The organism is Streptomyces fulvoviolaceus (genome assembly GCF_000718165.1).
GTDB lineage: Bacteria > Actinomycetota > Actinomycetes > Streptomycetales > Streptomycetaceae > Streptomyces > Streptomyces fulvoviolaceus.
On record NZ_JOEY01000043.1, the window covers coordinates 130,097 to 155,159 of the forward strand.

Consider the following 25,063-nt stretch of genomic DNA (forward strand, 5'->3'; position numbering starts at 1 on the left):
TCACGGCGCTCAGCTCGCCGCGGCCAGGACCGGCCGGTGGCCCAGGGCGGTGGAGAACTGGTCGACCACCTGGGTGAGGGCCTCGGTCGCGGACTGCGCGACGGTCAGCGATCCGTCCTCGTGCACGGTGATGTCCTTGTCGAGGGTGAACCAGCCCTGCACGATGTGGGCCGCGCCCATGGAGCTGAGGACGGGGCGGAGCGCGTAGTCGATGGCCAGGACGTGGGCGGTGGTGCCGCCGGTCGCGAGCGGCAGCACGGTCTTGCCGGTGAGGGCGTACTGCGGGAGCAGGTCGAGGAGCGCCTTGAGGACGCCCGAGTACGACGCCTTGTAGACCGGGGTGCCGACGACCACGCCGTCGACGCGGGCGAACAGCTCGGTGGCCTCGACGATCGCCGGGTGCTTGAAGTCCGCGCCGAGCAGGGCCTCGGCCGGGATGGTCCGGACGTCGAGCGGGATCACCTCGTGGCCCTGTGCGATCAGGCGCCGGTCGAGGTGGCGCAGCAGCCGGTTGGTGCGGGAGGAGGCGGAAGGGCTGCCGGAGACGGACAGGACGGTGGCCATGCGGTCCTCTTTCGGGGAGGAGGGGCGCCTCCGCGGCGGGAGGCGCCCCTGGGGAAGCGGTCAGGAGTACCAGGTGGGTTCGGGCAGTTCGCCTTCGAGGACCCAGCGGCCGACCTCGCGCCGCTTGTAGGCGACGGGGTCGTGGAGGGTGTGGGTGCGGACGTTGCGCCAGAACCGGTCGAGGCCCTCCGCGGTGGCGGTGGAGCGGGCTCCGGTGACCTCGAAGATGCGGTTCGAGATCTCCAGGGCGACGTCGGTGGCACGGGCCTTGACCGCGGCCACCCGCACCTCGAAGTCGCCGCGGGTCTGCTCGGTGACCGCGTCGGGGTCCTCGTGCAGCTTCTGTCCCTCGGCGGCGACGGCGTCGGCGAGGGCCTCGGCCGCCCAGAGCTTGGCCGTGAGGTCGCCGTAGACGTCGATGACGTACGGCTCGTCGACCGCCCGCTCGTGGCCACCATGGAGCCACGACCGGGACTTGGTACGGGTGTAGGTGGCCGCCGTCTCCAGCGCGCCGCCCGCGATGCCCAGGTAGAAGTTGACGAAGACCAGCTGGATGGTGGGGACGTTGAGGGTGTTGTAGGTGCGCGGCTGGAACTGCTTGTCGACGTAGCCCGCCGCGGAGGCCCACGGGGTGCGCACCCCGTCGAGGATGACGCCGCCGCTCTCGGTGAGCCGCTGGCCGATGTTGTCCCAGTCGTCGAGGAAGGTCAGGCCCTCGCTGTCGGAGGGCACGATCGCGAAGACGTGCTGGTCGGTGCCCTCCAGGACGCCTTCCAGGACGGTGACGTCGGAGACCTTGCTGCCGGTGGAGAAGGACTTGCGGCCGGTGAAGACCAGGTCGTCGCCGTCCTCGGTGACAAGCACGTCCTTGTCGCGGGGATTGACGGCCCCGCCGAAGAACCAGCGGTTCCTGGCCGCCTCCGCCTCGACGTGCTCCCACTGCTCGCGGGTGCCGACCAGGCGGGCGGCCCAGTTCCACAGGTAGTGGTAGCCGAGGAGCTGGCCGACGGAGCCGTCGGCCTTGGCGACCTCGCGGACCACCCGGTACGCCGTGGGCCAGTCCTGACCCGCGCCGCCGTGTTCCGTGGGGCCGAGCAGGGTGACGAGGCCGGAGTCCTTCAGGAGCTGGACCTCGGCGTACGGGGTGGCGCCGGCGCGGTCGCGTGCGGCGGCGTCGGTGGCGAGGACGGCGGCGACCTCGGCGGCGCGGGCGATCCAGTCCCGGGCGGACTGCGGGGCCGGACGGGTCTGCCAGTCGGTGTTCGTGGCGGTGCTCATGCTGATGACCTCTTTCGCGCAGTGCGGTGCGGAAGGTGGGGGTTGGTCAGGCGTGAACGGGGACGGACTCGCCCTCGGTCTCCGGGAGTTGAGCCTCCAGCTCGCGCACGAGAGGCAGCACGCGCTTGCCGAAGTACTCGACCTCCTCGTGGTAGTGGAGGAAGCCGAGGAGGAGCAGGTCGACGCCGAGCTTCTTGTAGGCGACGATCCGCTCGGCGATCTGCTCGGGCGTGCCGATGAGGCCGGTGCGGAAGCCGTCGTTGTACTGAACGAGGTCCTCGAAGCTGGAGTCCTGCCACATGCCCTTGCCGTCCCCGGTGGACTGGCCGGCCTGCTTGACCGCCGCGCCGAAGCCCTCGACGGCCTCGTGGTCGGCCTGCGCGACGATCTCCCGGAGGGTCTCGCGGGCCTCGGCCTCGGTGTCCCGGGCGATGAGGAAGCCGTTGAGTCCGAACTTGGGTGCCGTACGGCCGACTTCGGCGGCGGACCTGCGGACGTCCGCGATCTGCTCGGTGACCCCGTCGAAGTCCTTGCCGTTGGAGAAGTACCAGTCGGAGACCCGGCCGGCCATCTGTCGCGCGGCGGTGGAGTTGCCGCCCTGGAAGATCTCCGGATGCGGGCGCTCGGGGGTGTTGAGGGGCTTGGGCTTGAGGGAGAAGTCGCGCAACCGGTAGAAGTCACCGGCGAGTTCGGTGTGGTCCTCGGTCCAGATCTGGCGCAGGGCCTGGATGAACTCCTCCGAACGGCGGTAGCGCTCGTCGTGCTCCAGCCAGGGCTCGCCGAGGGCAGTGAACTCGCCCTTGAACCAGCCCGACACGACGTTCACGGCGAAGCGGCCGTTGGAGAGGTGGTCGGCGGTGGCGCCGAGCTTGGCGAGGACGCCGGGGTGCCACAGGCCGGGGTGGACGGCGGCGATGACCTTCAGGCGCTGGGTGGCGAGGAGCAGGGCGAGGCTGAAGCTGGTCGACTCGTGCTGGTACTCGGCGCCGTAGCTGGCCATGTAGCGGACCTGGCTGAGCGCGTAGTCGAAGCCGTTGTTCTCGGCGAGGACGGCGAGTTCGCGGTTGTAGTCGTATCCCCAGTCGGTGCGCTGTTCGATCTTGCTGGTGACGAGTCCCCCACTGACGTTGGGGACCCAGTAGGCGAATTTGACGGGCGCGGCAGGCATGCGGAACTCCTGTTGCGAAATGTGTTTTCGGGCACGCCGAAACCGACCGGCACGAAAGTCGGTGTGAATTCAGGCGGTGCGGAAAGGGCGCGGCGGATCGGGGCGGGGATCAGGCCGCGGGGCAACAGGAGGCGCTGGAGACGCGCGCGAGGTCGACGTGGCGTCGCCGCGTGAGGTCCAGTCGCATCTTCATGCCATCGATCGTGGCAGCCGACGGCGAGAGGCGTCAAGGAAAACCCGACCGGTCTCGCATCCCGGACCATTGAATTTCACGAACGTGTGACAGGGAAACCCTTGAACCATGCGACAGGAACGCCGCATTGTGCGTGAGTGCGAATAGAGCAGCTGGAATACATAGCGGCGGTCACCCGGCTCGGTTCGCTGCGCCGGGCAGCCGAGGAACTCCGTCTTTCGCAGCCCGCGCTGAGCGAGACCGTGCGCAACCTGGAACGTGAGTTGGGCGTCGATCTGCTGGAACGCAAACGGTCCGGGGCCCGGATGAGTGCCGAGGGCCGGGAGTTGCTGCCGCACATCATCAACGTGCTGGACGCGGTGGACCGGCTGCGCGGCGCGGCAGGAGAGCAGCACCGGACCAGCCGCATGGTGCGGGTCGGCACGGTGAACGCGGCCACGGTACCGCTGCTCATCCCGGCCGTACGGGAGTTCCGTGCCGCCCATCCGGCGACGCAGGTGGAGGTGGTGGGCGCTCAGCAGTCCGAGATCCACCGGGCCCTGCTGGAGGGCGGGTTCGACCTCGGTCTGGTGAACCATCTGGACGGCGACGACCTGCCCGCCGACTTCGAGAGCACCGAACTGCTGCGCGGACGTCCGGTGTTGTGTCTGCGCCCGGACAGTCCGCTCGCCACGCTGCCCGCCGTCACGGTCGACGATGTGCTCGACGGTCCGGAGCCGGTGATCGCGATGCGCTCCGGCTATGTGATGCACCGGTACGCCCACCGGCTGCTGCGGGGCCGCTCCCCCGACTTCTCGTTCTCCACCGACGGCGCCGAAATGGGCAAGCTGATGGTCGCCGAAGGGCTGGGCGCCACGCTCCTGCCCGACTTCAGCGTCATCGGCGATCCCCTGGAGCGACGGGGCGCGATCACCTACCGTCCGATCTCCGACGACTCCACCGAGGTCCTGCTGATGCTCCAGCGCCGCCGCGCCGAGTCCGCGCCCCGGGCGGCGCAGGACCTGTACGAGGCGTTCGTGCGCAGAGCCGGTGAGCTGGGCGGAACGCTTGACTGATGGGCGGAACGCTTGACTGAAGGGTCAGTCCTCGTCGCGGGCGGGCACCACCACGAGGAACGCGTCCGACTGCAGGTCCATCACCACCGTTGCCGGCAACCCCTCGGCTCGGCGCCGGGCCGCGTACTCCTCCGCCGGCCACGATCCGCGCGGAGCCCCCGCAGGAAACCGCTCCAACACCTTCGCGCCCATAGCCGCAGCCACCTCCGGCATCGACCTTCGACTCGACTCGAAGCGAGTCCCCGTACCAAGCGCCTGCCCTGAATCCGCGTCGACATGTGTCCGCGGGCCCGGACGGGCCCTTCGGCGGCCACAGCCGTACCGTCGGCCCCGCTGACCTCTACACATAAAGGCGAAATAAGCGCAGAATGTACGTACGCGGCGCTTACCGCATACCGCGCCAGACGCGGTCAGGCCTGCAAGTCAAAGGAGACGAGAAATGGCCAACGTCTCGCCCACCAGAGGTGACATCACCAGCCACCCTGACGCATCCGAAATGCGGGCACGCTACGCCCGTATGCTCGGCGGTCGCGATGTGGCGCTCGTGGACGGACCGGTGTTCCTCCTCGGTCTGTACTGCGCCGTATCCCCCTGGATACTCCACTACACGACGAGTCAGCCGGCGCTCGTGACGCACAACCTCATCGTCGGCATCGCGATAGGCCTGCTGGCCCTCGGATTCACCCAGACTCCCGAGCGCATGTACGGCCTGAGCTGGGCCTTCTGCGCGGTCGGCGTCTGGATGATCATCGCGCCCTGGGTCGTCGGCGACAGCCCGGACGCCGGTGTCGCACTGAACAACATCATCATCGGCGCCCTCGCAGTGATCCTGGGGCTGATGTGCACCGGTACGGCGGCGAAGAGCGCCCCCAAGCCGTAGGAACACCCCGAAAGGACGACACGTCGGCCGGTCCGCGCCTCGCGGACCGGCCGTTTCACGCCCCGGTCAGCTCGCCGGGACCTCCCACGGCGCCTGTGGCAGCGTGCTGCCGGTCTCCAGGAGGGACTTGAGGTTGGACAGCACCGCCGGCCAGCCGCCGGACACGTCGGAGAGCTCGCCCTCGTCGTTGAGGTCCTCGTGGGTCACGGTGAGGCGGACGATGTCGGCGTGCGGCCGGATGTCGAAGGTGACCCGGGAGTGCCTGTCCTGCCGGCCCTCCTCCTCGGGGGCGGCCCAGGTGGTCACGAGGCGGCTGGGGCGTTCGCTCTCCACGACGGTGCCGACCACGTCGGCGATGCCGGAGCCGTCCGTACGGACGTGTTCCCAGCGTGAGCCGGGCTGCCAGTCCGAGACGTTGCGGTGGCCCCAGTAGGCGGCGGTCAGGTCGGCGTCGGTGAGGGCGTCCCAGACCTTCTCGGGCGTGCTGTGGATATAGGTGACGTACACGAATGCGGGCTTGTCGGTCATGGCTTCCTCGGCTCGTCGCTTCACGGCACCGAGCGCGCTGAGGCGCGGGCGCTCGAACTTGTCGATCCACCGCTCCTGGATCTCGTGGAGCGGGACCGGGTTGAGGTAGTGCAGCTTCTCCCGCCCCCGTCGCACCGTCGCGACCAGGTTGGCGGCCTCCAGGACGGCCAGGTGCTGGGTCACCGACTGCCGCGCCATGTCGATGCGCTCGCACAGTTCCCCGAGGGTCTGGCCGTTGTGCTCGTGCAGCCGGTCAAGCAGCCGTCTGCGCGTCTCGTCGGCCAGCGCCTTGAAGACCTTGTCCATCTCCGAGTCGTCTCCTGATCGCACACTCAACGTTATGCAGGCACTTACCTGCATGTCAAGCCTCGCGGACTCGACACCGCAGCCCGACAAGACCGACCCGGTCGACCCTCTCGGCCACTCAGATGCCTGACGCCTGACGCGGAGCCGTAGAGCCCGGCGATCGTCTCAGTGCAGCAAGGCCCCCAGCTCGCACCGGTGACCGGCGACCCACTCCCCTGCGGCCCGCACCTCGTCGACCGCCCCTTGTCCACGCAGGCCCACCATCGCCGGCTCGCCGCGCGCCGCCCCGGCCTCGATCCCCCTCCAACACCGGTCCTGCCACCACAGGATCGCGTCCAGGAGCCCGTCCCGTCCGTCGAGGCCGTAGGCATCGCAGACGAGCCGGAGCCGCCGAGCCGCCTCCCGTACGTCGGGCACGTCCGGCCCGAGATCCAGGTACTGCCAGCACACGTGGGCGACGTCGTGGATCCGCTCGCCCGGAGCGGCGAGGTCCCAGTCGATGAAGGCCAGCGGCCGCCACTCACCGCCCGCCACCGCGTACACGGTGTTCTTCGGAGCCAGGTCGTTGTGGCACACGACGTCCTGGTAGGCGGCGAGTGGTGTGCCGTGCGTCAAGTCGTGGAACTCCCGGACGAGTTGGGCCACGCGGACGAGGCTCGCGTCGGTACGGGCGGCGGCCCGCTCCCCCGGTGTCACGGCCGCCCGTCCCTCGATGTAGCCGAACGTCTCCCGGCCGCGTCCGTCCGTCCCCAGAAACCGAGGCGCCCCATGCCACCCGGCGCGCTCGAACACCGCGAGCAGTTCCCGTACGAAACCCGACCGCCCCGACGGTGTGCGCCGCACCGTGGCTCCCACCCGGACCACCTCGTTGACCGCACCGCCGCCGAGCACCGACTCCTCCACCTGGCCGCCTCCTCTGGGGCAGGATCAACACATGGACACCAACCGGAGTTTCACCCTGTCGTCACCGCTGCGGCTCGAAGGCCACGGGCTCCGGCTGCGCGAGTGGTCGGACGAGGACCTCGCCGACCTGGTCACGCTCTACGACGATCCCGAGATCGCCCGGTGGACCCCGGTGGCCTCCCCCTTCGACCTCGACGCCGCGCGCGCCTACCTCACGGGCGCGCGGGAGGGACAGGCCCAGGGGCGCAAGGTGCAGCTTGCCATCACCACGGACGGCATCCGCCCCCTCGGCGAAATACTCCTGTTCCGCAGCCAGTCGGACGAACGCGACGCGGAACTCGCGTACGGCGTCGGCGCCGCCCACCGGGGGCGGGGCCTGGCGGCCCGGGCGGTGCGGCTCGCCTCCGGGTACGCCGCGCGGGAACTGCGGCCCCGACGCGTGGTGTTGTGCATCGACGCCGAGAACGCGGCGAGCGAGGCGGTCGCCCGGTCCTGCGGATTCGCCCTCACGGACGACGCACCGGTCCGGCGGGTGTCGAGGGGCCACCCCATCGCCCTGCGGACCTGGAGCCTGAGGCCGTGAAACTCCGTGGCCGGCCGGCGACTCCGACTGGCACGCTGCCCGTATGGATCACGCGGAGGTGCTGCTCATCGGCGGACGGGCCGGGGTCGGCAAGACGACCGTGGGCTGGGAGGTCTCGGCCCGGCTGCGGGCGGCCGCGGTCGCACACGCCGTGATCGACGGGGACTTCATGGGGCAGGTGCATCCGGCGCCCGACGGGGATCCCCACCGGGCCGCCATCGGTGAGCGCAACCTGACGGCCGTGTGGGGGAACTACGCCGAGCTCGGCTACCGGCGCCTCGTCTACACCAACACCGTGAGCGTCCTGGAGGAGGCGACGGGCATGTTCCGGCGGGCGATGGGGGACGCCGTCCGGATCGTACGGGTCCTGCTCACCGCCACCGACGAGACGGTCGAACGGAGGCTGACCGGGCGGGAGCTCGGCTCCGAACTGGAGCAAGAGCTGAGGAACAGTGCCCGCAAGGCGCGGCTCCTGGACGAGCGTGCGCCCGCGGGCACCCTGCGGGTGGTGACCGACGGGCGCACAGTGACCGACATCGCGGCCGAGGCACTGGCCGCCACCGGATGGGCTCCGGCAGGGGTCAGCCGACGTTGAGTGCCGTGTCGTCGATGACGAACGACGTCTGGAGGGTGGATCCCTCCGTACCGGTGAACTTGAGGGTGACGGTCTGGCCGGCATAGCTCGCCAGGCTGAAGCTGCGCTGTGTGTAGCCGCTGGCCGCGTTGAGGTTGGAGTAGGTGGCCAGGGTGCCGAGTACCGTGCCCGAGCTGTTGAGCACCTGCACCTTGAGGGTGTCGTAGGCGGTGCTGGTCGTGGTCTCGGCGGTGTCGATGTGCAGGTAGAAGCTGAGGGCGGCCGTGGTGCAGCCGGACGGGATGGTCACCGACTGGGACAGGGTGTCGGTGTGCGCGGAGCCGTAGCCGTCGAGCCATGCGTAGTAGGAGCCGGTCCGGGCGGACTCGCTGCTGGAGCTGGTGATCACACCGCTGGTCGCGCTCCAGGTGCTGCTGCCCGACTCGAAGCCGTTGTTGCCCAGGAGCTGGGCGGCGGTGCAGGTGCCACCGTCGTCGCCACCCCCGTCGTCGCCACCGTCGTCATCGCTCGCACCGGCCAGCCATTCGGTGGCGTTGAGGGCGAGGGCCGCGTTGGTGGCACCGGAGTCGTTCCAGCCGTCGTAGAGGGTGTTGCCGGACTGGCCGGTGTCGTCGTCGATGGGCGAGCTGTCGCCCCAGAAGGCGACGCGGCCGCTGCCGAAGGTGCTGGTGGCGAAGAAGGCTCCGGTGTTGCCGGAGTAACCGGTGCGGTAGAGCAGGCCCTTGACGTTCGCGTTGTCGGCGGGCTTGAGGGTGGCCGTCGTACCGCTGGCGATCAGGCTCTTGGTGACCGTGCCGAAGGAACCGTGCAGCACCGGGTCGGAGCTGTCGCTGATGGCGCTCGGGTAGTCGGAGGAGATGCTCAGCGAGTCGATGGAGAAGCCGAACGGGTCGGTGGAGTCGACGCTGTTGTTGGTCATCAGGTCGTTGAGGATCTCGACCGCGTCCTCGCCGTCGTTGTTGCGGTCGGCGCCGGTGTGGTCGGAGACCATGAACAGACCGCCGCCGTTCTGGACAAAGGTCATGATCGCCGTCTTCTCGGCGGTGGTGAAGAGGGTGTTGGGTTCCGGCAGGACCAGCGTGTCGAAGTTCGACAGGTCGGTCGTGGACGAGCCGCCGTAGCTGAGGCTGCTGCCCGAGGGCAGCGTCTTCAGGCTGTAGTCGCCGGTCTGCTGCAGGGCGACGCCCCAGGAGGAGATGGCGCCGGTCCAGTCGCTCTCGGAGGAGGGCGAGGAGTCCTCTCCGAGGGGGTCGGGCTGGCTGGTGGAGATGATCCAGTCGGCGTTGCCGGCCGTCTCGGCGTGGGCGTTGTCGAACAGGATGCGGTGCGGGGTGGCCGCGGCGGCCGGGGTGGCGGCGACCTGGACGGCGGTGCCCGTGACGAGGAGGCCGATCCCGGCGAGAACCGCGCTGAGTCTGCGGCGGGGTCTGTGGGGTCTGGTGTGTCCTGGCATCCGGCTTACCTCCGTGAGGGGAAGGGGGAAGGAGCTGTGCGGGGCCGGACCTACGCGCGTAGACAAAGGGCATCTGCGCGCGTAGAACTTCGATCGCACGGACCCGTGCGACCGGTCGATTGAACGGTACATGGCAACCCGAAAGCTGAACAGGCGTACTGCGGACTGTCCCCGTCTCCAGCGGGCAACCGAACCAGTGCGGGGGTCTTGACGAAAAGGGGCGGAGATGGAGATCGACGGCATCATCAGTGCCATCGTGATCGGCATCGTCATCGGCGTGGTGGGCCGGCTCGTGGTCCCGGGACGCCAGCGCATCGGGATCCTGCTGACCATCGTCGTGGGCATCGTGGCCGCGCTGATCGGCTCGGCGATCGCCGGCGCCTTCGACGTGGCCGACACCAAGGGCCTCGACTGGATCGAGTGGCTCATCCAGATCGGCCTCGCCGCTGTCGGCGTGGCGGCGCTGGACCGGTCGAGGGGACGCCGCTGACGTTCGCGGGAACACGACGTCACGGCGGGAGAGAAAGCGGCGCGTCGGGCGACTCCGACGCGCCGCAAATCCCGTTGCGCCCGTCACGGCACGGCGGCTACAACAGGTCCGGCGAAGTCCGCTGCGGTTCGACAGCGCCCCGAAGGGGCGCAGGGAGGGGCGCGGGGAACTGCGCGACCACCCACGAGGACGCCGCAGCGGAACGGCGGCACTTCGCGGCACTTCCGCGGAGCGCTCAGCTTCGACCGCTCACCCCGACTCCCCGTGACGGAGACCCACTTGTCCCTGCACCTCACCCCGCTCGCCGACTCCGAACCCGGCGCCTCGAGCCGCCGCCTCGCCTGGCTGGCCGCCGGGGCCGACGGGGTTCCGCTCGGGTCCGCCTTCCTGCGGTTGTTCACGAAGGAGGGCCAGGAGCACCTCGCCGAGCTGGAGATCGCGGTGCACGGCGCCGAGCGGCGCCAGGGTGTCGGCACGCGGCTGCTGGACGCCGCGGTGGTCGCGGCGCGGGCCGAGCGACGCAGGTCGGTGCTCGCGCAGGCGGTCCAGGGTTCCCCCGCCGACCTGTTCCTGGCCGCGCGGGGATTTCGCGGGGTGCTGGCCCTGACGTATGCCCGGCTCCCGCTGGACGACGCCGATCTCGCGGCGATCGGCGCGCTCGTCGAACGGCCGTATCCGGGCTACCGGTTGACCGAGTGGGCCGGCACCGTGCCGACGGAGCTGGCGCGGTCGTACGCCGACTCGCGGCGGGCCATGGACGACATGCCGATGGAGGGAACCGACTACGGCGCGGTCGTCTGGGACGTGGAGCGCGTGGTCGCCGCGGCCGAGGCGGTCGCGAAGCGCGGGGACCTGCTGCACACCGTGGCCGCCGTGGACACGGCGGACGGCACGGTGGTCGGGTTCTCCGAACTCGTCGTGCCCGGCGACGGGTTGGGCGACGGCCAGCACTACGGCACCGCTGTCCTGCCCGAACACCGCGGCCGGGGCCTGGCCCGCTGGATGAAGGCGGCGTCGATCCGCGGGGCCCGCGAACAGCACCCGGAACTCTCCGGGTTGTGCACCGACACCGCCGACAGCAACGCGCCCATGCTCGCCGTCAACGACGCGCTCGGGTACCTACCGACGCACAAGGCGGTGGAGTACCAGCTCGACCTGTGATCAGTGCGCTGCGGCCCGCAGGGCGGCCAGGCCGTCGCGGCTCGACGCGTACACGGGTGTCCAGCCCAGTTCCCGCTCGGCCTTGGCCGTGGAGACCCGCATGCTCGCCTGCATCATCACGTGCACGTACGACATCGGCCTCACCAGCCAGCGCGGTACGGTCATCGGCTTCGGCACACCGAACTCCTCGGCCACGCACAGGACATGGCCCCGGAAGCCGAGCGGCGTGCGGTCCACGATGTTGTAGGCCTGGCCGGCGCGGCCGTGCTCGACCGCGGCGGCCATCGCGCGGGCCGCGTCGGTGAGCTCGATCCACGGCAGGACGCGCCCGTGGTCGCCGGGGGCGGGCAGCTGCCGCTTGCGCAGCATGTCCACGATGGCCTCGGTGCCGCCAGGGCCGTAGAACAGCCCGTAGCGGAGTGCGATGCCGTCCAACCCCGTTGTGCCGAAGGTGAGTTGCTCCTTGATGCGCATGCCTTCGAGATGCCGTTCCAGCTCCGGGGTGGTGCCGCGCGGGCCGAAGGGGTCGCCCTCGGTGAGCAGCTGGTCGCCGAAGTCGCCGTAGCCGTATCCGAGGACGATCGACTCGGAGATGAAGCGGCTCGCGCCGGTGGCCTGTGCGGCCTCGATGAGGTGGGCGGTGCCGTCGACGCGCAGGGCGTCGGTGGCGTGCATGTCGCGGTGGCGCATCGGCGACTTGCGCAGGGCGGTCGCCGCGTGGATGACGGTGTCGAAGTGCTGTCCGTCGACGGCGCGCAGCAGGGCGTCACGGTCCATGAGGTCGGCTCGGACGCCGTTGCCCTGTCCCCGGCCGAGCCCGGTGACCTTGTGGCCCGCCTCGGTCAGGGCGTGGGTGATGTGTCCGCCGAGGACGCCGCTCGCGCCCGCCAGGAGGATGCTCTGGTTCTTCCGGTTCGTCGTCATGACCATGCGACGGATCGGGCGGTCCCGGATGTGACATCCCGGCGGTGCCGGAAAAATGTGGTGCTACGGCACGTACACATACGGCGTCGTGGTCGTCAGCGGTTCGAAGCCGAGGCGTTCCAGGACGGGGCGGCTCGCGCTCATCGCGTCGACCTGGAGGTAGCGGTATCCGCGATCCACGGCCGCGCGGGCCCGGTGGGCGACCAGGGCGCGGTAGATGCCCTTGCCGCGCCAGCCCTCGACGGTGCCGCCGCCCCACAGGCCGGCGAAGCGTGTGCCGGGCACCATCTCCATGCGGGCCGCGCTCACCGGCACGTCACCGGCGAGCGCGACCACGGCGACGACCGAGTCCGGGTCGTCCGTCAGCCGGGCCAGCAGCTGGTGCCGCAGCCGGGAACTGTCGGTGCCGAACGCCTCCTCGTGCACGTCCGCCACGAGGTCGACGCCCCTCCGGTCGGTGACCGGCAGCAGGCGGATCCCCTCGGGCGGCTCGACGTCCAGGGTCAGGTCGGCGACCTCGGCGATCATCAGCGTCTCCTCGGGCAGGGCGGTGAACCCGGCATCCCTGAGCCGCTGTCCGAGGTCGACGGGCAGGTCGTGCCCGTACAGCTTCCACTCGAACTCGTGCCCGAGCCCGGAGTAGTGGGCGATCTGCTCGGCGATCGCCGCGTCGGCGCCGGCCTCGTCCAAGTCCGACCAGACGACGCCGTTCCAGCCGTGCGCATCGGCGACTTGGCGGACCACACCGCCGACCCGCTCGACGCGGGCACCTGGGCCGTCCGGCTGGGCGCCTTCACGCATGTCCCGGTCGAAGAGCGCGAGTACCCCAACGTGATCCATGTGCCCACTCCATCATCCGCAAGCCCGCGCGGCAATATCGTTTTACGGTTGCCCGGCCTCGGTCCGCACCGCCGCGAGATACGCGCTCAGCCGGTCGCGGTTGCGGGCCAGGCAGTCGATACGGGCCTGGATGCGGTCGACATGAGCCTCCAGGAGGGCGGCCGTCTCGGGCGTCAGGTGTTCGGGAGGCAGCAGGATCTCCTCCGGGCCCGACAGATACGGCAGGATCGCGCGGATCATCTCCGTGGTCAGACCCGAGTCGAGCAGCCCGCGGATCTGCTGGACATCCCGGACCGTCGGCTCGCCGAAGTCGCGATAGCCGTTCTCGGCCCGGTCGGGGTGGAGCAGGTCCTGCTCCTCGTAGTAGCGCAGCAGTCGCGTGGGGACGCCGGTACGGCGGGACAGTTCGCCGATCTTCATGACGCGCTCCGGGTTCGCCCTTGCCTTCACACTGATGTGAAGGTCCGAGCATGGTCCCATGTCCACCACCTCCCTGGCCAAGGGCACAGCCGTGCCCACACCCGCACCGCTGCCCTGGTCCGGGCTGCTCGCCCTGTCCACGGCCGCCTTCACCGCCGTCATGACCGAGCTGCTGCCCGCGGGACTGTTGCCCCGCATGGCACCGGCCCTCGGCGTCTCCGAGGCGCGCGTCGGGTTCCTGGTCACCGGGTACGCGGTGGCCTCGTTCGCCGCCGCGGTCCCGCTCACCGCGTTGCTGCGCGGGCTGCCGCGCCGGCCGGTGCTCGTCGGTGCGCTGCTCGGGTTCGCGCTCAGCAATGCGGTGGTGGCCCTGTCGTCGTCGTACGCCCTGACCTTCGGGGCCCGGCTCGTCGCCGGGTGCATGGGCGGAACGCTGTGGGCGATGCTCGTCGGGTACGCGGCCCGGATGGTGCCGGCCGAGCGGCGCGGGCGGGCGATCGCGATCGTGCTCGCGGGGATCACGCTCGCCCTGTCCCTGGGGGTGCCGGCGGGGACCGCGGTGGCCGGGGCGCTCGGCTGGCGCGCTGCCTTCGGTGTGCTGGCCGGGCTCGCCGTGCTGCTGGCGTTCTGGGTCCGGTGGCGGGTGCCTGGCTTCCCGGGCGAGGCGCCGGGCGCGCGGATGCCGCTGGGGCGGGTGGCCGCGCTGCCGGGGATCCCGGCCGTCCTGTCCGTCACACTGTTCCTGTTGGTGGGGCATCAGGTGATGTACACGTACGTCGCCCCGTTCGCGGCGCATGCGGGGTTCGGTCGTACGGGCCTGGTGCTACTGGTGTTCGGAGCAGCCACGGTCGTCGGGATCTGGCTCACCGGGGTGCTGGTCGACCGGCATCTGCGCACCACCCTGCTCGGCGCGCTCGCCCTGTGCGTCGCCGTGATGCTCGCCCTCGGACTGCACGCAGGGGCTCCTGCCCTGCTGCTCGCCGCCGTGGCCCTGTGGGGCGTCGCCTTCGGCGGTGCCCCGACGCTGATCCAGACGGCGCTGGTCGACGCCTCGGGGCCCGAGCACGCGGACGTGGCGACCTCGTTGCAGACCACCGTGTACAACGCGGGCATCGCCGTGGGTTCGCTCACCGGCGGTGTCGTCCTGGAGAACCTCGGCGCCGGGGCCCTGCCCTGGACCGCGCTTCCGCTGGTCGCCCTCGCCCTCACCGCGGTGACGCTGGGCCGCCGGTACGCCTTCCCGGCCGCGCGCCGACGAACATAGGCTGCCCAGCGAAGATCCACGTCACGAGGAGGGCCGTACGCCATGGCCGTGAAGGACAGCGAACTGCCGTATCTGCGCCGGTGCGTCGCGCTGGCGGCCGAGGCGCTGGAATCCGGGGACGAGCCCTTCGGTTCCGTGCTGGTGGGCGCAGACGGCTCGGTGCTGGGCGAGGACCACAACCGGGTGGCCTCCGGCGACCGCACCCGGCACCCCGAGTTCGAACTGGCGCGCTGGTCCGCGGCCCATCTCACGCCCGAGGAGCGGGCGGCGGCGACCGTGTACACCTCCGGCGAGCACTGCCCGATGTGCGCGGCCGCGCACGCCTGGGTGGGCCTCGGGCGCATCGTGTACGTGGCCTCGTCGGAGCAACTGGCCGAGTGGCTCGGCCAATTGGGCGTTCCGGCGCCGCCGGTCCGGACGCTGCCCGTGCACGAGGTGGCGCCCGGCGTGGTCGTGGAGGGGCCGGTGCCGGAGCTCGTCGACGAGGTGCGTGCGCTGCACCGCCGCTTTCACCAGCGGTAGCTTCCGCGGTCTCGGGATGCAGCCGTCGGCTCCCGGTGCCTACGATCGAAAAGGAACCCGGACCAGGTGGACGGCCCGGTCTCCTCCAGCGGAGGAGGCGCTTGCCCTTGCTTCCGGCTCATCGGCTGATGGTCGCCCACATCACGTTGGCCGCCGTCGCCACCGCCGTGTACATGACGGTCCCCAGCGCGCGCACGCCCCTGTGGGCCGTCATCGGTCTCGCCGGTGTCATCGCCATACTCGCCGGTAGCAGCCTCCACCGACCCGCCCACAGATGGCCCTGGTGGGTCCTCGCCGCCGCGCTGCTCACCTTCATCGCGGGCGACACGTACTACAACGTGATGGAGGAGTACTTCCACGCCTCCAACCCGTTCCCCTCCCCCGCGGACGCCTGTTACCTCGCGACGTATCCGCTCTTCGCGGTCGGGCTTTCCGGCCTCGTCCGCTATCGCTGGGCCGGTCGCGACCTGCCCAGCCTGCTCGACGCGCTGATCTTCACCGCGGGGCTGGCGCTGCCGGTGTGGGTGTACCTGGTGCAGCCGCTCACCGAGGTCGAGGGGCTGACCTGGCAGCAGCGGGCCATCAGCATCGCCTATCCCCTGGGTGACGTGCTGGTCCTGGCCCTGCTGGCCAGGCTGCTGGCGCCGAGCCCGATCGACGGCCACAACCGCTCGGTGCAGCTCCTGGTCGTCGGCACGGTGACACTGCTCGGCTTCGACATCGCGTACGGCATCCTTCAGCTCAACACGCTATGGCAGACGGGCACGCTGCTGGACGCCGGGTGGATCGTCTTCTACACGGCCTGGGGTCTGGCCGCGCTGCACCCCTCGATGGTGCAGCTGACCGCCGCCGTGCCCCAGCGGGGATCCCTCCTCCCACCGCCGCGCCGGCTGCTGTTGCTGGCCGTGGCCACGCTGATCGCCCCCGGGATCCTGCTGTACGAGGGACTGGCCGACGCGCCGCACGACGCGGCCGTGATCGCCGCGTTCTCCGGCGTGCTCTTCCTGCTGGTCATCCTGCGCCTGGCGGGCATGGTCGTGGCCCATCGCAAGGCGGTCGCGCGCGAGCTCGCCCTGCGCCGGGCCGGGGCCTCGCTGGTGTCGGCGGTCCGGCAGCAGGAGGTGGCCAGGTCCTGCGAGGCGGCCGTCGGCATGCTCCTGGGATCCACGGTCGCCCACCGGACCCTGCTGCTCCCGACCGAACAGGCGGCGGCCCTGGTCCCACGCGACACCCGGATGATGCCTCCCGAGGACCTCGGCCCCGACATCGCCGCCCTGCTGGACGGTCTGCCGGCCGTCCTGGTGTGTCCCCTGAACCCGCCCGACCGTCCGGCCCCGGAGGTCCCCGGCGTCCTGCTCGTCGCCGGCCCGGCCGGGGCGCTCAACGAGACGCGGGGCTCGCTGGAGATCCTCGCCTCGCACGCGGGGCTGGCCATGGAACGTGTCGTGCTGCGGCAGGAGGTCGTCCGCCGGGAGAGCGAGGCGTACTTCCGCACCCTGGTCCACAACACCTCCGACGTCATCCTGATCGTCGAGGACGACGACGCGATCCGGTACGCGAGCCCGTCCGCGGCGGCCGTGTTCGGCTCCGCCGACCTGGCCGGCACGTCGCTGCCGGACCTGCTGGATCCCCAGGACCGGCACCGGGCCGCCCGTGAGCTGGCCGCCGTACGGGACAACGGGCCGCGTGCGGCCCACGACCACTGGTGGGTGCGGCACCGGGCCGGCCGGGTCGAGGTGGAGGTGCGGTGCAGCGACTTCCGGGACGAGCGCACCGTGGCCGGGCTGGTCGTCACGCTGCGCGACGTGACCGAGCAGCGCAGGCTGGAGCACGAACTGACCCAGCGGGCCTTCCACGACTCGCTGACCGGTCTGCCCAACCGGACGCTGCTCCTCGAGCGGATCGAACGCGCCCTGCTGCGCGGCCGTCGTGAGTCGTCCCTGACCTGTCTGCTCTTCATCGACCTGGACGACTTCAAGCAGGTCAACGACACGATGGGGCACTCGGCGGGCGACCATCTGCTGATCGCCGCGGGCAACCGGCTGTCCCGGATGCTGCGGCGCACGGACACCGCGGCCCGGCTGGGCGGTGACGAGTTCGCCGTCCTGATGGAGGGGGCGCGGGAGCCGCTCGACGCCGAGCTGCTGGCGGCGCAGGTGGTGCAGACGCTGACCAGGCCGTTCGTGCTCGGCGACGAGTCGGTCAGCGTCTCGGCCAGCGTGGGCGTGGCCACGGCGCGGGACAGCGCGGGCGCCGAGGAGCTGCTGGGGCACGCCGACCTCGCCCTGTACGCGGCGAAGGCGGCGGGCAAGCGGCAGTGGCGGCGCTTCCGGCCCCTGCTGCACGCCCGCATGGTCGAGCGGCACGATCTGCAGAGCCGGCTCGCCCGGGCGGTCGCCGACCAGGACTTCGCACTGCGCTACCAGCCCGTCGTGGACATCACCGCGGGCGAGGTGGTCGGCTTCGAGGCGCTGGTGCGCTGGCCGCACGCCCCGCGCCGGCCCGTGTCGACGGAGCAGTTCATCACCCTGGCCGAGGAGACCGGGCACATCAACACGCTGGGGTCGTGGGTGCTGGAGAACGCGGTCAGCGACATCGTGGGCCTGCAGCACCTGCCCGGACCGGTGAGTCCGCCGTACGTCAGCGTGAACGTGTCCGCCCGCCAGTTCCGGGACACCGGGTTCGTGGACCAGGTCGGCCAGGCGCTGCGGACGCCCGGCCTGGCCCCCGGTTCGCTCCAGCTGGAACTCACCGAGACGGTGCTGCTGCGCCGCGACGCGCAGATCCAGGCGGTGCTGCGCGCCCTCAAGGAGCTGGGCGTGCACATCGCGGTCGACGACTTCGGCACCGGCTTCTCCTCGCTGCGTTATCTGCGGGACTTCCCCATCGACGTGCTGAAGATCGACAAGACGTTCATCGACGGCATCACGCGCGACCCCCGGCAGGTCGCCCTCGTCGAGGGCATCGTCCGGCTCGCCGACACCCTGGGACTGCAGGTGATCGCCGAGGGCATCGAGGATCCCGCGCAGCGCGATCTGCTGGCGGGGATGGGGTGCCGGTTCGGGCAGGGATATCTGTTCGCCCGGCCGATGACGGTGGAGCAGAGCGAGCGGGCGCTACGGCAGGACAGCGGGCGTTTCACGCCGGGCACCGACCTGTCGAACTCACGCCCCGCCCTCCGGACCCCACCCGCGCCGGAACGCCGTACTCCGGGCCGGTCGGACCTGGAACACCTGCGGCGCACCAGCCCGATGAGCGACGCGGTCATCGACGAGGTACGGGGCCGACGCATCCGCAGCCGCGGCCACTGGCTGATCGACTTCGCCTCCTGCAACTACCTCGGTTTCGACTGGGATCCGGAGATCGCCGCCCGTATCGAGCCCGCCGTACAGCGGTGGGGCACGCACCCCAGCTGGTCGCGGCTGCTCGGCAGTCCACGCCTGTACCCCGTGATCGAGGAACGGCTCGCCGCACTCCTCGGCGCGCCGGACACACTGCTGCTGCCGACGCTGACCCTCATCCATGCCTCGGTGATCCCCTTCCTGGCCGACGGAGGGCATGTCTTCGTCGAGGCGAGCGCGCACCGGACGGTGTACGACGGCTGCCTCGTGGCCCGCGGCCAGGGCGCCACCCTGCACCGCTTCCACGCCGAACGGCCCGCCGAACTGGACGCGTTGCTCGCCTCGGTGCCCGCGGCCGCTCCCCGGCTGGTCTGCCTGGACGGTGTGAACAGCATGAGCGGGAACGTCTCGGACCTGCCCACGCTGGCAGCCCTGTGCCGCGAGCGGGGCGCGACACTGTACGTCGACGACGCGCACGGCTTCGGTGTGCTCGGGGAGCGGGGACCCGGCGAGCCGTGTCCGTACGGCGCGCGCGGCAACGGCGTGGTGCGGCACACCGATGAGACGTACGACGGGATCGTGCTCGCCGGCGGTTTCTCCAAGGCGTACTCCTCGCTGCTGGCGTTCCTCGCGCTGCCCACCGACCTGAAGAACCGGCTGAAGACGGCCGCCGCCCCCTATCTGTACTCGGGCCCGTCACCGACCGCGTCCCTGGCCACCGCGCTGGCCGGCCTGGAGGTGAACGACCGCCGCGGCGACGCCCTCCGCGGCGACCTGTACCGCAAGACCGTCCGCGTGCTCGACCATCTCGACGACCTCGACGTGAGCACCCTCAACACCGACCGGCTGCCCATCGTCGAGATCCCCCTGGCCGACCCCGCCGACCTCGACGCGGTCGCCGCGTTCCTGTGGGAGCAGGGCATCTACGTGACGCTGGCCCCGTATCCGCTCGTACCGCACGACCGGGTCGGGTTCCGGGTCCAGATCACGGCGCTCAACTCCGACGACGACATCGACCGGCTCAACCGCACCCTGACCGCGCTGTCCGCGCGTTTCCCGTTGCGGCCGAGGGGGTGACACGACAATGACCACGCACAACGACGACGTGGACTGGGACCGTTGGCCGATCGCGGACTATCTCGCGGAGAACTACCGCGAGTTGCACCGCTCGGACGCCGCGGTCATCGCCCACCACTCCGCGTTCTACCGCCGTTTCGCGCCGGGCGACGTCGCCCGCTCGGTGGAGTTCGGGGCCGGCCCCAATCTCTATCCGCTGATCCTCGCGTCCGCCGCGAGCCGGTCTGTGGACGCCGTGGAAGCGGGGGCCGGCAACGTCGCCTACCTCGAACGGCAGCTCGTCTGCGGACCCGACGCCAGCTGGCTGCCGTTCCACGCCCTGTGCCGACGCCTCAACCCCGCCGTGCCGGCGACCCTGGCCGGGGCCCTGGCGCAGGTGAACGTCGTCCACGCCGACGTCCGGGACCTGGAGCCGGGCGGATACGACCTGGCCTCCATGCACTTCGTGGCCGAGGGTGCCACCGAGGACTTCGCCGAGTTCGCCGACTTCTGCCGGGCTTTCGTCCGCTGCGTGGTGCCGGGCGGGCATCTGGTGGCCGCGTTCATGGAGAACATGCCGACCTATCGCATCGGGCCGGCCTCGCGGTGGCCGGGCTGCCCGGTGGACCCGGAGGTCGTCACCGCGGTCTTCGCGCCGCTCACCCGGGAGTTGGCCGTCACCCGCATCGACGCCGACGCGTCCCTGCCGGACTACGGCGACTCCGGGATGGTGCTGCTCACGGCGGAGGCCCCACCGGTCACGCGCCCGGTGGGGCCTTCCGTCCTCCGTCGCGGAGCGCGCCCTCAGCGCACCGCCCGCGGGCGGTAGCGCCGGTACAGCGCGGCTCCGCCCAGGACCAGCGCCGTGCTGCCGATGACGGCGGGCAGCGTCTGGTCCGTGCCGGTGTGGGCGAGGGCGGCCGCGGTGTCCGGCTGCGGGTGCGGCACTGGCTGCGGGGCCGGATGCCCCTTGGGCGGTGCACTGGGCTTCGCCGGCCGGTCGGGGCCGACAGGCTGGTCCCCCGACGTGTTCACGGACTCGTTGCCGACGGCCGCGTTGCCGACGCCGACCACACTCACGGAGTTGCCGCTGACGTTCACCGGGAGATGGACCGGGAGCTGCACGCCGTTGCCCGAGATCACACCCGGCGAATCCTTTCCGCCGCCCTGGGCCGTGGCGCCGCCGTCCGACGTGGCGCCGCCGGGTGCCGAAGCCCCGTCGCCGACCGAGTCCTCGTTGACACACGTGTTGCCCGCGGCGGGGTTGAGGATCCCCACCACGTTGACGGTGTTCCCGCACACGTTCACCGGAACGTGCACCGGAAGCTGGATGGTGTTGCCGGAGATCACCCCGGGCGAGCCGGCCGTGGCGCCGTCCGCCGCGGAGTCGGCGTACACCGGTGCGGTCACCGCCATCGCCCCGGATACCGCAGCGACGGCGAGCACACCGTTTCGGGTAACCCGTCTCATAGGTTCCCTGCCTTCCAGACATGGACGCGGGCACTCGCCCGCACCGCATAAAACGCAGGCGAACCATCCGAGTTATGGCTTATCGGCCTTTCACCCCATCGAGCGACATGGTCGTCGAACTGGCGGCAAAACCGTCCGATGCGCAACGAGAGGGGCACAGGGTAGGGCAGCTTCCGGGCTCCCGCACGCCCGGAGGCGTGGCCTGCGAGGCCCGCTTATCGTGATCGAGGGCGCCGGTTTCCGGTCCGCGATGGGCGCCCCTGGAGGCATGGATGCTGGCCAAGCTGTCGACGCGGTCCAAGGCCCGGCGCTGCGCGATTTCCGGGGCCATCGGTCTGGCCCTGCTCGGCGCGGGACTGCCGGCCGTGGCGAGGGACGGCTCCGAACCCGGCCTGTCGCGGTTCTACCGGCAGAAGGTCGAGTGGGCGAGGTGCGAGAGCCTGGAGGACGACTTCCAGTGCGGCAAGGTGACCGTCCCCCTCGACTACGCGAAACCCGGGGCGGGCACCCTCGACCTGGCACTCGGCCGCTACAAGGCGACGGGGAAGAAGCGGGGCTCGGTGCTGGTGAACTTCGGCGGGCCCGGCGGCCCGGGCGTGAGTGAACTGGCCGCCGGGGGCAAGGAGTTCATGGAGCTGACCGACGGCTACGACGTGGTCAGCTTCGACCCGCGCGGCGTCGGCAGGTCCTCACCGGTCAGCTGCGGCGACGGCACCGACGAGGCCCTGGACGCCATGGACGAGGAAGCGGACCCCGGCGACGACCCGCGGGCCGTGCTCAAGCAGTTGAAGCAGGCCGCCGACCAGTGCGCCGAGCACTCCGGGCCGGTACTCCCCCATATCGGCACGGTGAACGCCTCGCGCGACCTGGACGTCATACGCCAGGCCCTCGGCGACAAGAAGCTCAACTACCTCGGCTTCTCCTACGGCACCCGGCTCGGCGCGGTCTACGCGGCCCAGTTCCCCAAGAAGGTGGGCCGGTTGGTCCTCGACGGCGTGGACACGCTCACCGAGCCGCTCTCCGAGCAGGGCGTGGCGGGAGCCGCGGGACAGCAGCAGGCACTGGACGACTTCGTGGGCTGGTGCGTGAAGGACATCGCCTGCCCGTTCGGCACCGACGCACGCTCGGCCAGGGAACAGGTCGTACAACTCGTCGACTCGATGGACGAGGACCCCGTACCGACCGCCTTCGGTGAGGCCTTCTCGGGGCAGGACCTCGTGGGAGCCATCGGACAGGCCCTGTACAGCGAGCAGTTGTGGCCCTCGCTGGAGCGGGCGCTGGCCCAGCTGGTGGAGGAGGGCGACACGACGGGCGTCCTGGGCTTCTCCGATGGCGGCTACGCGTTCCGCTCCGACGCCTTCCGCTCCGACGGCGAGACGGACATCCCTCTCGCCGACGAGGAGGACGTTCCGCTCGACAATCTTCCGGCGGCGCTGATGGCGATCAACTGCGCGGACGATCCCGACCGCCCCGACGCCGGCCGCATCGCCAAGGACCTGAACCGGCTGCGGGCCGCCTACGAACAGGCGTCCCCGGTCTTCGGCCGCTACCGGCTCACCGAGTACCTGATGTGCTACGGCCGCCCGAAGGGCACCGACTTCATCCGCGAGAAGGTGCGCGACGTCCCCACCGCGAAGATGCTCCTGGTGGGCACCCGCGGCGACCCGGCGACGCCGTACCGCTGGACCGTGGAGACCGCCGAGCGGCTCGGCGACTCGGCCGTGGTGCTCGACAACAAGGGCGAGGGCCACACCGGTTACGCGTCCTCCAAGTGCGTGCACCGCAAGGTCGACGACTTCCTCCTGTACGGCTCCCTGCCGGCCAGCGGCAGCTCCTGCGGGCCCGAGGACGACTGAGGGTGAGGGTTTTTACGGCTCCCAGTGGGCGAGCCGATGCATGGCAGCCGCGGCCCCGGTGAACCCGTCGTCGCCCAGCACCGCACGCAACTCGGTGTTGAAGCGGTCGATCTCCGGGCGGGCGGCCTGCAGAGCGGCACCCCCCGCCTCGGTCAACTCCAGTACCACGGCCCGGTGTTCGCGTGGGTGCGGCCGCCTGCCGAGGAGGCCGGCCCCGGTGAGCCTGCCGACCAGGCCCGTGACCGCGGATTCGCGCAGGCCGAGGGTGCGGGCGAGTTGCTGCTGGGTGATGCCCGGCTGGTCGTGGACCGCGAACAGGGCGCCGAGCTGGGCGGTGGTGACCCCGGCGGCGGCCAGGCAGCGGCGGTCCGCGGTGGTGCGCAGCCGGTGTGCCGCCCGCTGCAACAGGAAGTAGAGGCGCTGGTCGCCGGGCTCGGACATGGGCCGATGTTGACAGACGGGACGGGCTCGCGCCACTCTCGCTTCACTAGTGAAGTGAGGTGGCTCATGAACCAGGTCCTGGACTTGACCCTCGCCCGGAAGGTCCTCGCGGCGCAGCCCTTCAGTGCATTGGTCGGCGCCCGTCTGACGGCCTTCGGGGAGGGCGAGGCGACTCTCGAACTGGACATCCGCGACGACCTGCTCCAGCAGTACGGCTCCGTGCACGGCGGGGTCCTCGGCTACGCGGTGGACAACGCGCTCTCCTTCGCCGCGGGCTCCGTGGCGGGTTCCGCGGTGACCACCGCCGGTTTCACCGTCGACTTCCTTCGGCCGGCACGGGGCAGGCTGCTGCGCGCCCGCGCCGAGGTCGTGCGGGCCGGTCGCACCCGTGTCGTGTGCCGCTGCGACCTGAGCACCGTCGGCGACGACGGCACGGAGACCCTGTGCGCGGTGGCCCAGGGCGCGATCGCGGTGCTCGAACCCCTGGAACCGTAGGTCCGTACCGTCAGAACTCGACCGGGTCCCGCACGATCGGGCACGTCATGCAGTGCCCGCCTCCCCGGCCACGCCCCAGTTCGGCGCCGACGATGGTGACGACCTCGATGCCGGCCTTGCGCAGCAGCGTGTTGGTCTGGGTGTTGCGGTCGTAGGTGAAGACCACGCCGGGCTCCAGGGCGACGGCGTTGTTGCCGCTGTCCCACTGCTGACGCTCGGAGGCGTACACGTCCCCGCCGGTCGCCACGACCCGCAACTCCGGCAGACCGAGCGCCTTCGCCACGACGTCGACGAAGGGGGTCGTCCCCTCGTCGACGAGTTCGACGCCGGGCGCCTTGTCGGCGGGCCGCAGGGAGAAGGTGTGGACGCCGTCCATGATGGCCGGGTACAGGGTCACCAGGTCGCGGTCGGCGAAGGTGAAGACGGTGTCCAGGTGCATCGCGGAGCGCAACTTGGGCATGCCGGCGACGACGACGTGTTCGGCGGCGCCGTTCGCGAACAGCGCGGCGGCCACCTGGGTGATCGCCTGGCGCGAGGTCCGCTCACTCATGCCCATCAGGACGACGCCGTTGCCCACCGGCATGATGTCGCCGCCCTCGAACGTCGCCTGACCCCAGTCGAGTTCGGGATCGCCCCACCACACGGTGGAGCGCGCGTAGTCGGGGTGGAAGGTGTAGATCGCCTTCATCAGCAGGGTCTCGTCGTGCCGGGCCGGCCAGTACAGCGGGTTGAGGGTGAGGCCGCCGTACAGCCAGCACGTGGTGTCGCGGGTGTACAGGGTGTTGGGCAGCGGCGGCATCAGGTACTCGCGCACGCCGGTCGACTCCCGGGCGAGTCCTACGTAGGCGGAGCGGTACTCCTCCGGCAGATCGGTGGTGGCCAGGCCGCCGATCAGGTAGCGGGCGAGCCGGTCGGGTTCGAGGGACTCGAGATAGGCGCGGGTGGTGTCGATGAGGCCGAGGCCCACCTCGTTGGCGGTGATCTTGCGGTCCAGCAGCCAGTCCCGCGCGCCGGGGACCGCCATCGCCTGCGCGAGCAGATCGTGCAACTCGACGACGTCGACGTCGCGTTCGCGCAGCTTGTTGACGAAGTCGGCGTGGTCGCGCTGGGCGTTCTCCACCCACATGACGTCGTCGAAGAGGAGGTCGTCGGAGTTGGTCGGGGTGAGTCTGCGGTGGGCGAGCCCGGGCGCGCAGACCAGCACCTTGCGCAGCCTGCCGACCTCGGAGTGGACGCCGTACACGGGCCGGCTCGTGGTGTCTTGACTGGTCACGGGT

General features: G+C 71.0%; 26 protein-coding genes. 12 read left to right on the forward strand and 14 right to left on the reverse strand.

What is annotated here, in order from left to right; all coding sequences use genetic code 11:
* Nucleotides 1-9: 9 nt before the first annotated feature.
* From ssuE to IG08_RS63145, 4 genes are all read right to left on the reverse strand, one after another.
* Complete coding sequence (gene ssuE, locus IG08_RS0137940; RefSeq protein WP_030613805.1) at nucleotides 10-564, reverse strand: NADPH-dependent FMN reductase; 555 nt, start codon at nucleotides 562-564, stop codon at nucleotides 10-12.
* A 60-nt stretch (nucleotides 565-624) separates the two neighbouring features.
* On the reverse strand, nucleotides 625-1,842 hold the full coding sequence (locus IG08_RS0137945; RefSeq protein WP_030613807.1) for an acyl-CoA dehydrogenase family protein: 1,218 nt from the start codon (nucleotides 1,840-1,842) through the stop codon (nucleotides 625-627).
* 46 nt (nucleotides 1,843-1,888) lie between these two features.
* Nucleotides 1,889-3,010 carry a dimethylsulfone monooxygenase SfnG gene (gene sfnG / locus IG08_RS0137950; protein WP_030613809.1) on the reverse strand — a complete coding sequence of 374 codons (1,122 nt, stop codon included), beginning with the start codon at nucleotides 3,008-3,010 and terminating at the stop codon, nucleotides 1,889-1,891.
* A 109-nt stretch (nucleotides 3,011-3,119) separates the two neighbouring features.
* Nucleotides 3,120-3,203: a putative leader peptide gene (locus IG08_RS63145; RefSeq protein ID WP_356352894.1), complete on the reverse strand. Its 84-nt coding sequence runs from the start codon at nucleotides 3,201-3,203 to the stop codon at nucleotides 3,120-3,122.
* A 137-nt stretch (nucleotides 3,204-3,340) separates the two neighbouring features.
* Between IG08_RS63145 and IG08_RS0137955 the strand changes: the two genes are divergently transcribed.
* Nucleotides 3,341-4,258 (forward strand): LysR family transcriptional regulator, encoded by a 918-nt coding sequence (locus IG08_RS0137955; RefSeq protein WP_030613811.1) that lies wholly within the window; start codon nucleotides 3,341-3,343, stop codon nucleotides 4,256-4,258.
* 24 nt (nucleotides 4,259-4,282) lie between these two features.
* On the opposite strand, the gene IG08_RS0137960 is transcribed toward IG08_RS0137955, so the two are convergent.
* The gene (locus tag IG08_RS0137960; protein WP_030613813.1) at nucleotides 4,283-4,471 is read right to left on the reverse strand and encodes a hypothetical protein; all 189 of its coding nucleotides are present in this window, start codon (nucleotides 4,469-4,471) and stop codon (nucleotides 4,283-4,285) included.
* 226 nt (nucleotides 4,472-4,697) lie between these two features.
* On the opposite strand from IG08_RS0137960, the gene IG08_RS0137965 reads away from it, so the two are divergent.
* Nucleotides 4,698-5,138: an SPW repeat protein gene (locus IG08_RS0137965; RefSeq protein WP_030613815.1), complete on the forward strand. Its 441-nt coding sequence runs from the start codon at nucleotides 4,698-4,700 to the stop codon at nucleotides 5,136-5,138.
* A gap of 66 nt (nucleotides 5,139-5,204) precedes the next feature.
* Here the strand turns inward: IG08_RS0137965 and IG08_RS0137970 are convergent, their stop codons facing one another.
* Together IG08_RS0137970 and IG08_RS0137975 are read right to left on the reverse strand one after the other, a co-directional pair.
* Nucleotides 5,205-5,972, reverse strand: coding sequence for an ArsR/SmtB family transcription factor (locus IG08_RS0137970; RefSeq protein ID WP_030613817.1), 768 nt, complete (start codon nucleotides 5,970-5,972; stop codon nucleotides 5,205-5,207).
* A gap of 165 nt (nucleotides 5,973-6,137) precedes the next feature.
* The gene (locus IG08_RS0137975) at nucleotides 6,138-6,875 is read right to left on the reverse strand and encodes a phosphotransferase (RefSeq protein ID WP_030613819.1); all 738 of its coding nucleotides are present in this window, start codon (nucleotides 6,873-6,875) and stop codon (nucleotides 6,138-6,140) included.
* 31 nt (nucleotides 6,876-6,906) lie between these two features.
* On the opposite strand from IG08_RS0137975, the gene IG08_RS0137980 reads away from it, so the two are divergent.
* Nucleotides 6,907-7,458, forward strand: coding sequence for a GNAT family N-acetyltransferase (locus IG08_RS0137980; protein ID WP_052425020.1), 552 nt, complete (start codon nucleotides 6,907-6,909; stop codon nucleotides 7,456-7,458).
* Nucleotides 7,459-7,501: 43 nt separating this feature from the next.
* Nucleotides 7,502-8,053, forward strand: a complete 552-nt coding sequence (locus tag IG08_RS0137985) for an ATP-binding protein (RefSeq protein WP_030613825.1) — start codon at nucleotides 7,502-7,504, stop codon at nucleotides 8,051-8,053.
* Here IG08_RS0137985 and IG08_RS0137990 read toward each other — a convergent pair.
* Nucleotides 8,040-9,506: a M6 family metallopeptidase gene (locus IG08_RS0137990; protein ID WP_030613828.1), complete on the reverse strand. Its 1,467-nt coding sequence runs from the start codon at nucleotides 9,504-9,506 to the stop codon at nucleotides 8,040-8,042. The two genes, IG08_RS0137985 and IG08_RS0137990, sit on opposite strands and share 14 nt — an antisense overlap.
* 226 nt (nucleotides 9,507-9,732) lie before the next feature.
* Here IG08_RS0137990 and IG08_RS0137995 point away from each other — a divergent pair, with 226 nt between their 5' ends.
* Entirely contained in the window at nucleotides 9,733-9,996 is a 264-nt protein-coding gene (locus IG08_RS0137995; RefSeq protein WP_030613830.1) for a GlsB/YeaQ/YmgE family stress response membrane protein, read from the forward strand.
* Between the two features lie 279 nt (nucleotides 9,997-10,275).
* Nucleotides 10,276-11,157, forward strand: coding sequence for a GNAT family N-acetyltransferase (locus IG08_RS0138000; RefSeq protein WP_030613833.1), 882 nt, complete (start codon nucleotides 10,276-10,278; stop codon nucleotides 11,155-11,157).
* On the opposite strand, the gene IG08_RS0138005 is transcribed toward IG08_RS0138000, so the two are convergent.
* The 3 genes from IG08_RS0138005 to IG08_RS0138015 form a co-directional block, all read right to left on the reverse strand.
* Nucleotides 11,158-12,081 (reverse strand): NAD-dependent epimerase/dehydratase family protein, encoded by a 924-nt coding sequence (locus IG08_RS0138005; protein ID WP_030613836.1) that lies wholly within the window; start codon nucleotides 12,079-12,081, stop codon nucleotides 11,158-11,160.
* Nucleotides 12,082-12,144: 63 nt separating this feature from the next.
* Complete coding sequence (locus IG08_RS0138010) at nucleotides 12,145-12,921, reverse strand: GNAT family N-acetyltransferase (RefSeq protein WP_030613839.1); 777 nt, start codon at nucleotides 12,919-12,921, stop codon at nucleotides 12,145-12,147.
* A gap of 42 nt (nucleotides 12,922-12,963) precedes the next feature.
* Nucleotides 12,964-13,341, reverse strand: coding sequence for a MerR family transcriptional regulator (locus IG08_RS0138015; RefSeq protein WP_030613842.1), 378 nt, complete (start codon nucleotides 13,339-13,341; stop codon nucleotides 12,964-12,966).
* 58 nt (nucleotides 13,342-13,399) lie between these two features.
* On the opposite strand from IG08_RS0138015, the gene IG08_RS0138020 reads away from it, so the two are divergent.
* The 4 genes from IG08_RS0138020 (at nucleotide 13,400) to IG08_RS0138035 (ending at nucleotide 20,353) form a co-directional block, all read left to right on the forward strand.
* Nucleotides 13,400-14,605 carry an MFS transporter gene (locus IG08_RS0138020; RefSeq protein WP_030613845.1) on the forward strand — a complete coding sequence of 402 codons (1,206 nt, stop codon included), beginning with the start codon at nucleotides 13,400-13,402 and terminating at the stop codon, nucleotides 14,603-14,605.
* Nucleotides 14,606-14,647: 42 nt separating this feature from the next.
* On the forward strand, nucleotides 14,648-15,127 hold the full coding sequence (locus IG08_RS0138025; RefSeq protein ID WP_030613848.1) for a nucleoside deaminase: 480 nt from the start codon (nucleotides 14,648-14,650) through the stop codon (nucleotides 15,125-15,127).
* Nucleotides 15,128-15,255: 128 nt separating this feature from the next.
* The gene (locus tag IG08_RS0138030; protein ID WP_030613851.1) at nucleotides 15,256-19,545 is read left to right on the forward strand and encodes an aminotransferase class I/II-fold pyridoxal phosphate-dependent enzyme; all 4,290 of its coding nucleotides are present in this window, start codon (nucleotides 15,256-15,258) and stop codon (nucleotides 19,543-19,545) included.
* 7 nt (nucleotides 19,546-19,552) lie between these two features.
* Nucleotides 19,553-20,353, forward strand: coding sequence for a class I SAM-dependent methyltransferase (locus IG08_RS0138035; RefSeq protein ID WP_234343052.1), 801 nt, complete (start codon nucleotides 19,553-19,555; stop codon nucleotides 20,351-20,353).
* On the opposite strand, the gene IG08_RS0138040 is transcribed toward IG08_RS0138035, so the two are convergent.
* A complete protein-coding gene (locus IG08_RS0138040; RefSeq protein WP_030613858.1) occupies nucleotides 20,329-20,994 on the reverse strand; it encodes a chaplin in 666 nt (221 codons plus the stop codon). The genes IG08_RS0138035 and IG08_RS0138040 overlap by 25 nt on opposite strands.
* A gap of 272 nt (nucleotides 20,995-21,266) precedes the next feature.
* Between IG08_RS0138040 and IG08_RS0138045 the strand changes: the two genes are divergently transcribed.
* A complete protein-coding gene (locus IG08_RS0138045) occupies nucleotides 21,267-22,850 on the forward strand; it encodes an alpha/beta hydrolase (RefSeq protein WP_030613860.1) in 1,584 nt (527 codons plus the stop codon).
* Nucleotides 22,851-22,862: 12 nt separating this feature from the next.
* Here the strand turns inward: IG08_RS0138045 and IG08_RS0138050 are convergent, their stop codons facing one another.
* Nucleotides 22,863-23,291, reverse strand: a complete 429-nt coding sequence (locus tag IG08_RS0138050; RefSeq protein WP_030613862.1) for a MarR family winged helix-turn-helix transcriptional regulator — start codon at nucleotides 23,289-23,291, stop codon at nucleotides 22,863-22,865.
* A 66-nt stretch (nucleotides 23,292-23,357) separates the two neighbouring features.
* Between IG08_RS0138050 and IG08_RS0138055 the strand changes: the two genes are divergently transcribed.
* Complete coding sequence (locus tag IG08_RS0138055) at nucleotides 23,358-23,786, forward strand: PaaI family thioesterase (RefSeq protein ID WP_030613865.1); 429 nt, start codon at nucleotides 23,358-23,360, stop codon at nucleotides 23,784-23,786.
* 10 nt (nucleotides 23,787-23,796) lie between these two features.
* On the opposite strand, the gene IG08_RS0138060 is transcribed toward IG08_RS0138055, so the two are convergent.
* Entirely contained in the window at nucleotides 23,797-25,059 is a 1,263-nt protein-coding gene (locus IG08_RS0138060) for an arginine deiminase (RefSeq protein WP_030613868.1), read from the reverse strand.
* Between the last annotated feature and the right edge of the window lie 4 nt (nucleotides 25,060-25,063).

Excerpts from the sequence above, each read along its gene's own strand:
- ssuE (WP_030613805.1), bottom strand. The coding sequence starts at position 564 with ATGGCCACCGTCCTGTCCGTCTCCGGCAGCCCTTCCGCCTCCTCCCGC.
- IG08_RS0137945 (WP_030613807.1), bottom strand. The coding sequence starts at position 1,842 with ATGAGCACCGCCACGAACACCGACTGGCAGACCCGTCCGGCCCCGCAG.
- sfnG (WP_030613809.1), bottom strand. The coding sequence starts at position 3,010 with ATGCCTGCCGCGCCCGTCAAATTCGCCTACTGGGTCCCCAACGTCAGT.
- IG08_RS63145 (WP_356352894.1), bottom strand. The coding sequence starts at position 3,203 with ATGAAGATGCGACTGGACCTCACGCGGCGACGCCACGTCGACCTCGCG.
- IG08_RS0137960 (WP_030613813.1), bottom strand. The coding sequence starts at position 4,471 with ATGCCGGAGGTGGCTGCGGCTATGGGCGCGAAGGTGTTGGAGCGGTTT.
- IG08_RS0137965 (WP_030613815.1), top strand. The coding sequence starts at position 4,698 with ATGGCCAACGTCTCGCCCACCAGAGGTGACATCACCAGCCACCCTGAC.
- IG08_RS0137970 (WP_030613817.1), bottom strand. The coding sequence starts at position 5,972 with ATGGACAAGGTCTTCAAGGCGCTGGCCGACGAGACGCGCAGACGGCTG.
- IG08_RS0137980 (WP_052425020.1), top strand. The coding sequence starts at position 6,907 with ATGGACACCAACCGGAGTTTCACCCTGTCGTCACCGCTGCGGCTCGAA.
- IG08_RS0137985 (WP_030613825.1), top strand. The coding sequence starts at position 7,502 with ATGGATCACGCGGAGGTGCTGCTCATCGGCGGACGGGCCGGGGTCGGC.
- IG08_RS0137990 (WP_030613828.1), bottom strand. The coding sequence starts at position 9,506 with ATGCCAGGACACACCAGACCCCACAGACCCCGCCGCAGACTCAGCGCG.
- IG08_RS0137995 (WP_030613830.1), top strand. The coding sequence starts at position 9,733 with ATGGAGATCGACGGCATCATCAGTGCCATCGTGATCGGCATCGTCATC.
- IG08_RS0138005 (WP_030613836.1), bottom strand. The coding sequence starts at position 12,081 with ATGACGACGAACCGGAAGAACCAGAGCATCCTCCTGGCGGGCGCGAGC.
- IG08_RS0138010 (WP_030613839.1), bottom strand. The coding sequence starts at position 12,921 with ATGGATCACGTTGGGGTACTCGCGCTCTTCGACCGGGACATGCGTGAA.
- IG08_RS0138015 (WP_030613842.1), bottom strand. The coding sequence starts at position 13,341 with ATGAAGATCGGCGAACTGTCCCGCCGTACCGGCGTCCCCACGCGACTG.
- IG08_RS0138020 (WP_030613845.1), top strand. The coding sequence starts at position 13,400 with ATGTCCACCACCTCCCTGGCCAAGGGCACAGCCGTGCCCACACCCGCA.
- IG08_RS0138025 (WP_030613848.1), top strand. The coding sequence starts at position 14,648 with ATGGCCGTGAAGGACAGCGAACTGCCGTATCTGCGCCGGTGCGTCGCG.
- IG08_RS0138030 (WP_030613851.1), top strand. The coding sequence starts at position 15,256 with ATGGTCGCCCACATCACGTTGGCCGCCGTCGCCACCGCCGTGTACATG.
- IG08_RS0138035 (WP_234343052.1), top strand. The coding sequence starts at position 19,553 with ATGACCACGCACAACGACGACGTGGACTGGGACCGTTGGCCGATCGCG.
- IG08_RS0138040 (WP_030613858.1), bottom strand. The coding sequence starts at position 20,994 with ATGAGACGGGTTACCCGAAACGGTGTGCTCGCCGTCGCTGCGGTATCC.
- IG08_RS0138045 (WP_030613860.1), top strand. The coding sequence starts at position 21,267 with ATGCTGGCCAAGCTGTCGACGCGGTCCAAGGCCCGGCGCTGCGCGATT.
- IG08_RS0138050 (WP_030613862.1), bottom strand. The coding sequence starts at position 23,291 with ATGTCCGAGCCCGGCGACCAGCGCCTCTACTTCCTGTTGCAGCGGGCG.
- IG08_RS0138055 (WP_030613865.1), top strand. The coding sequence starts at position 23,358 with ATGAACCAGGTCCTGGACTTGACCCTCGCCCGGAAGGTCCTCGCGGCG.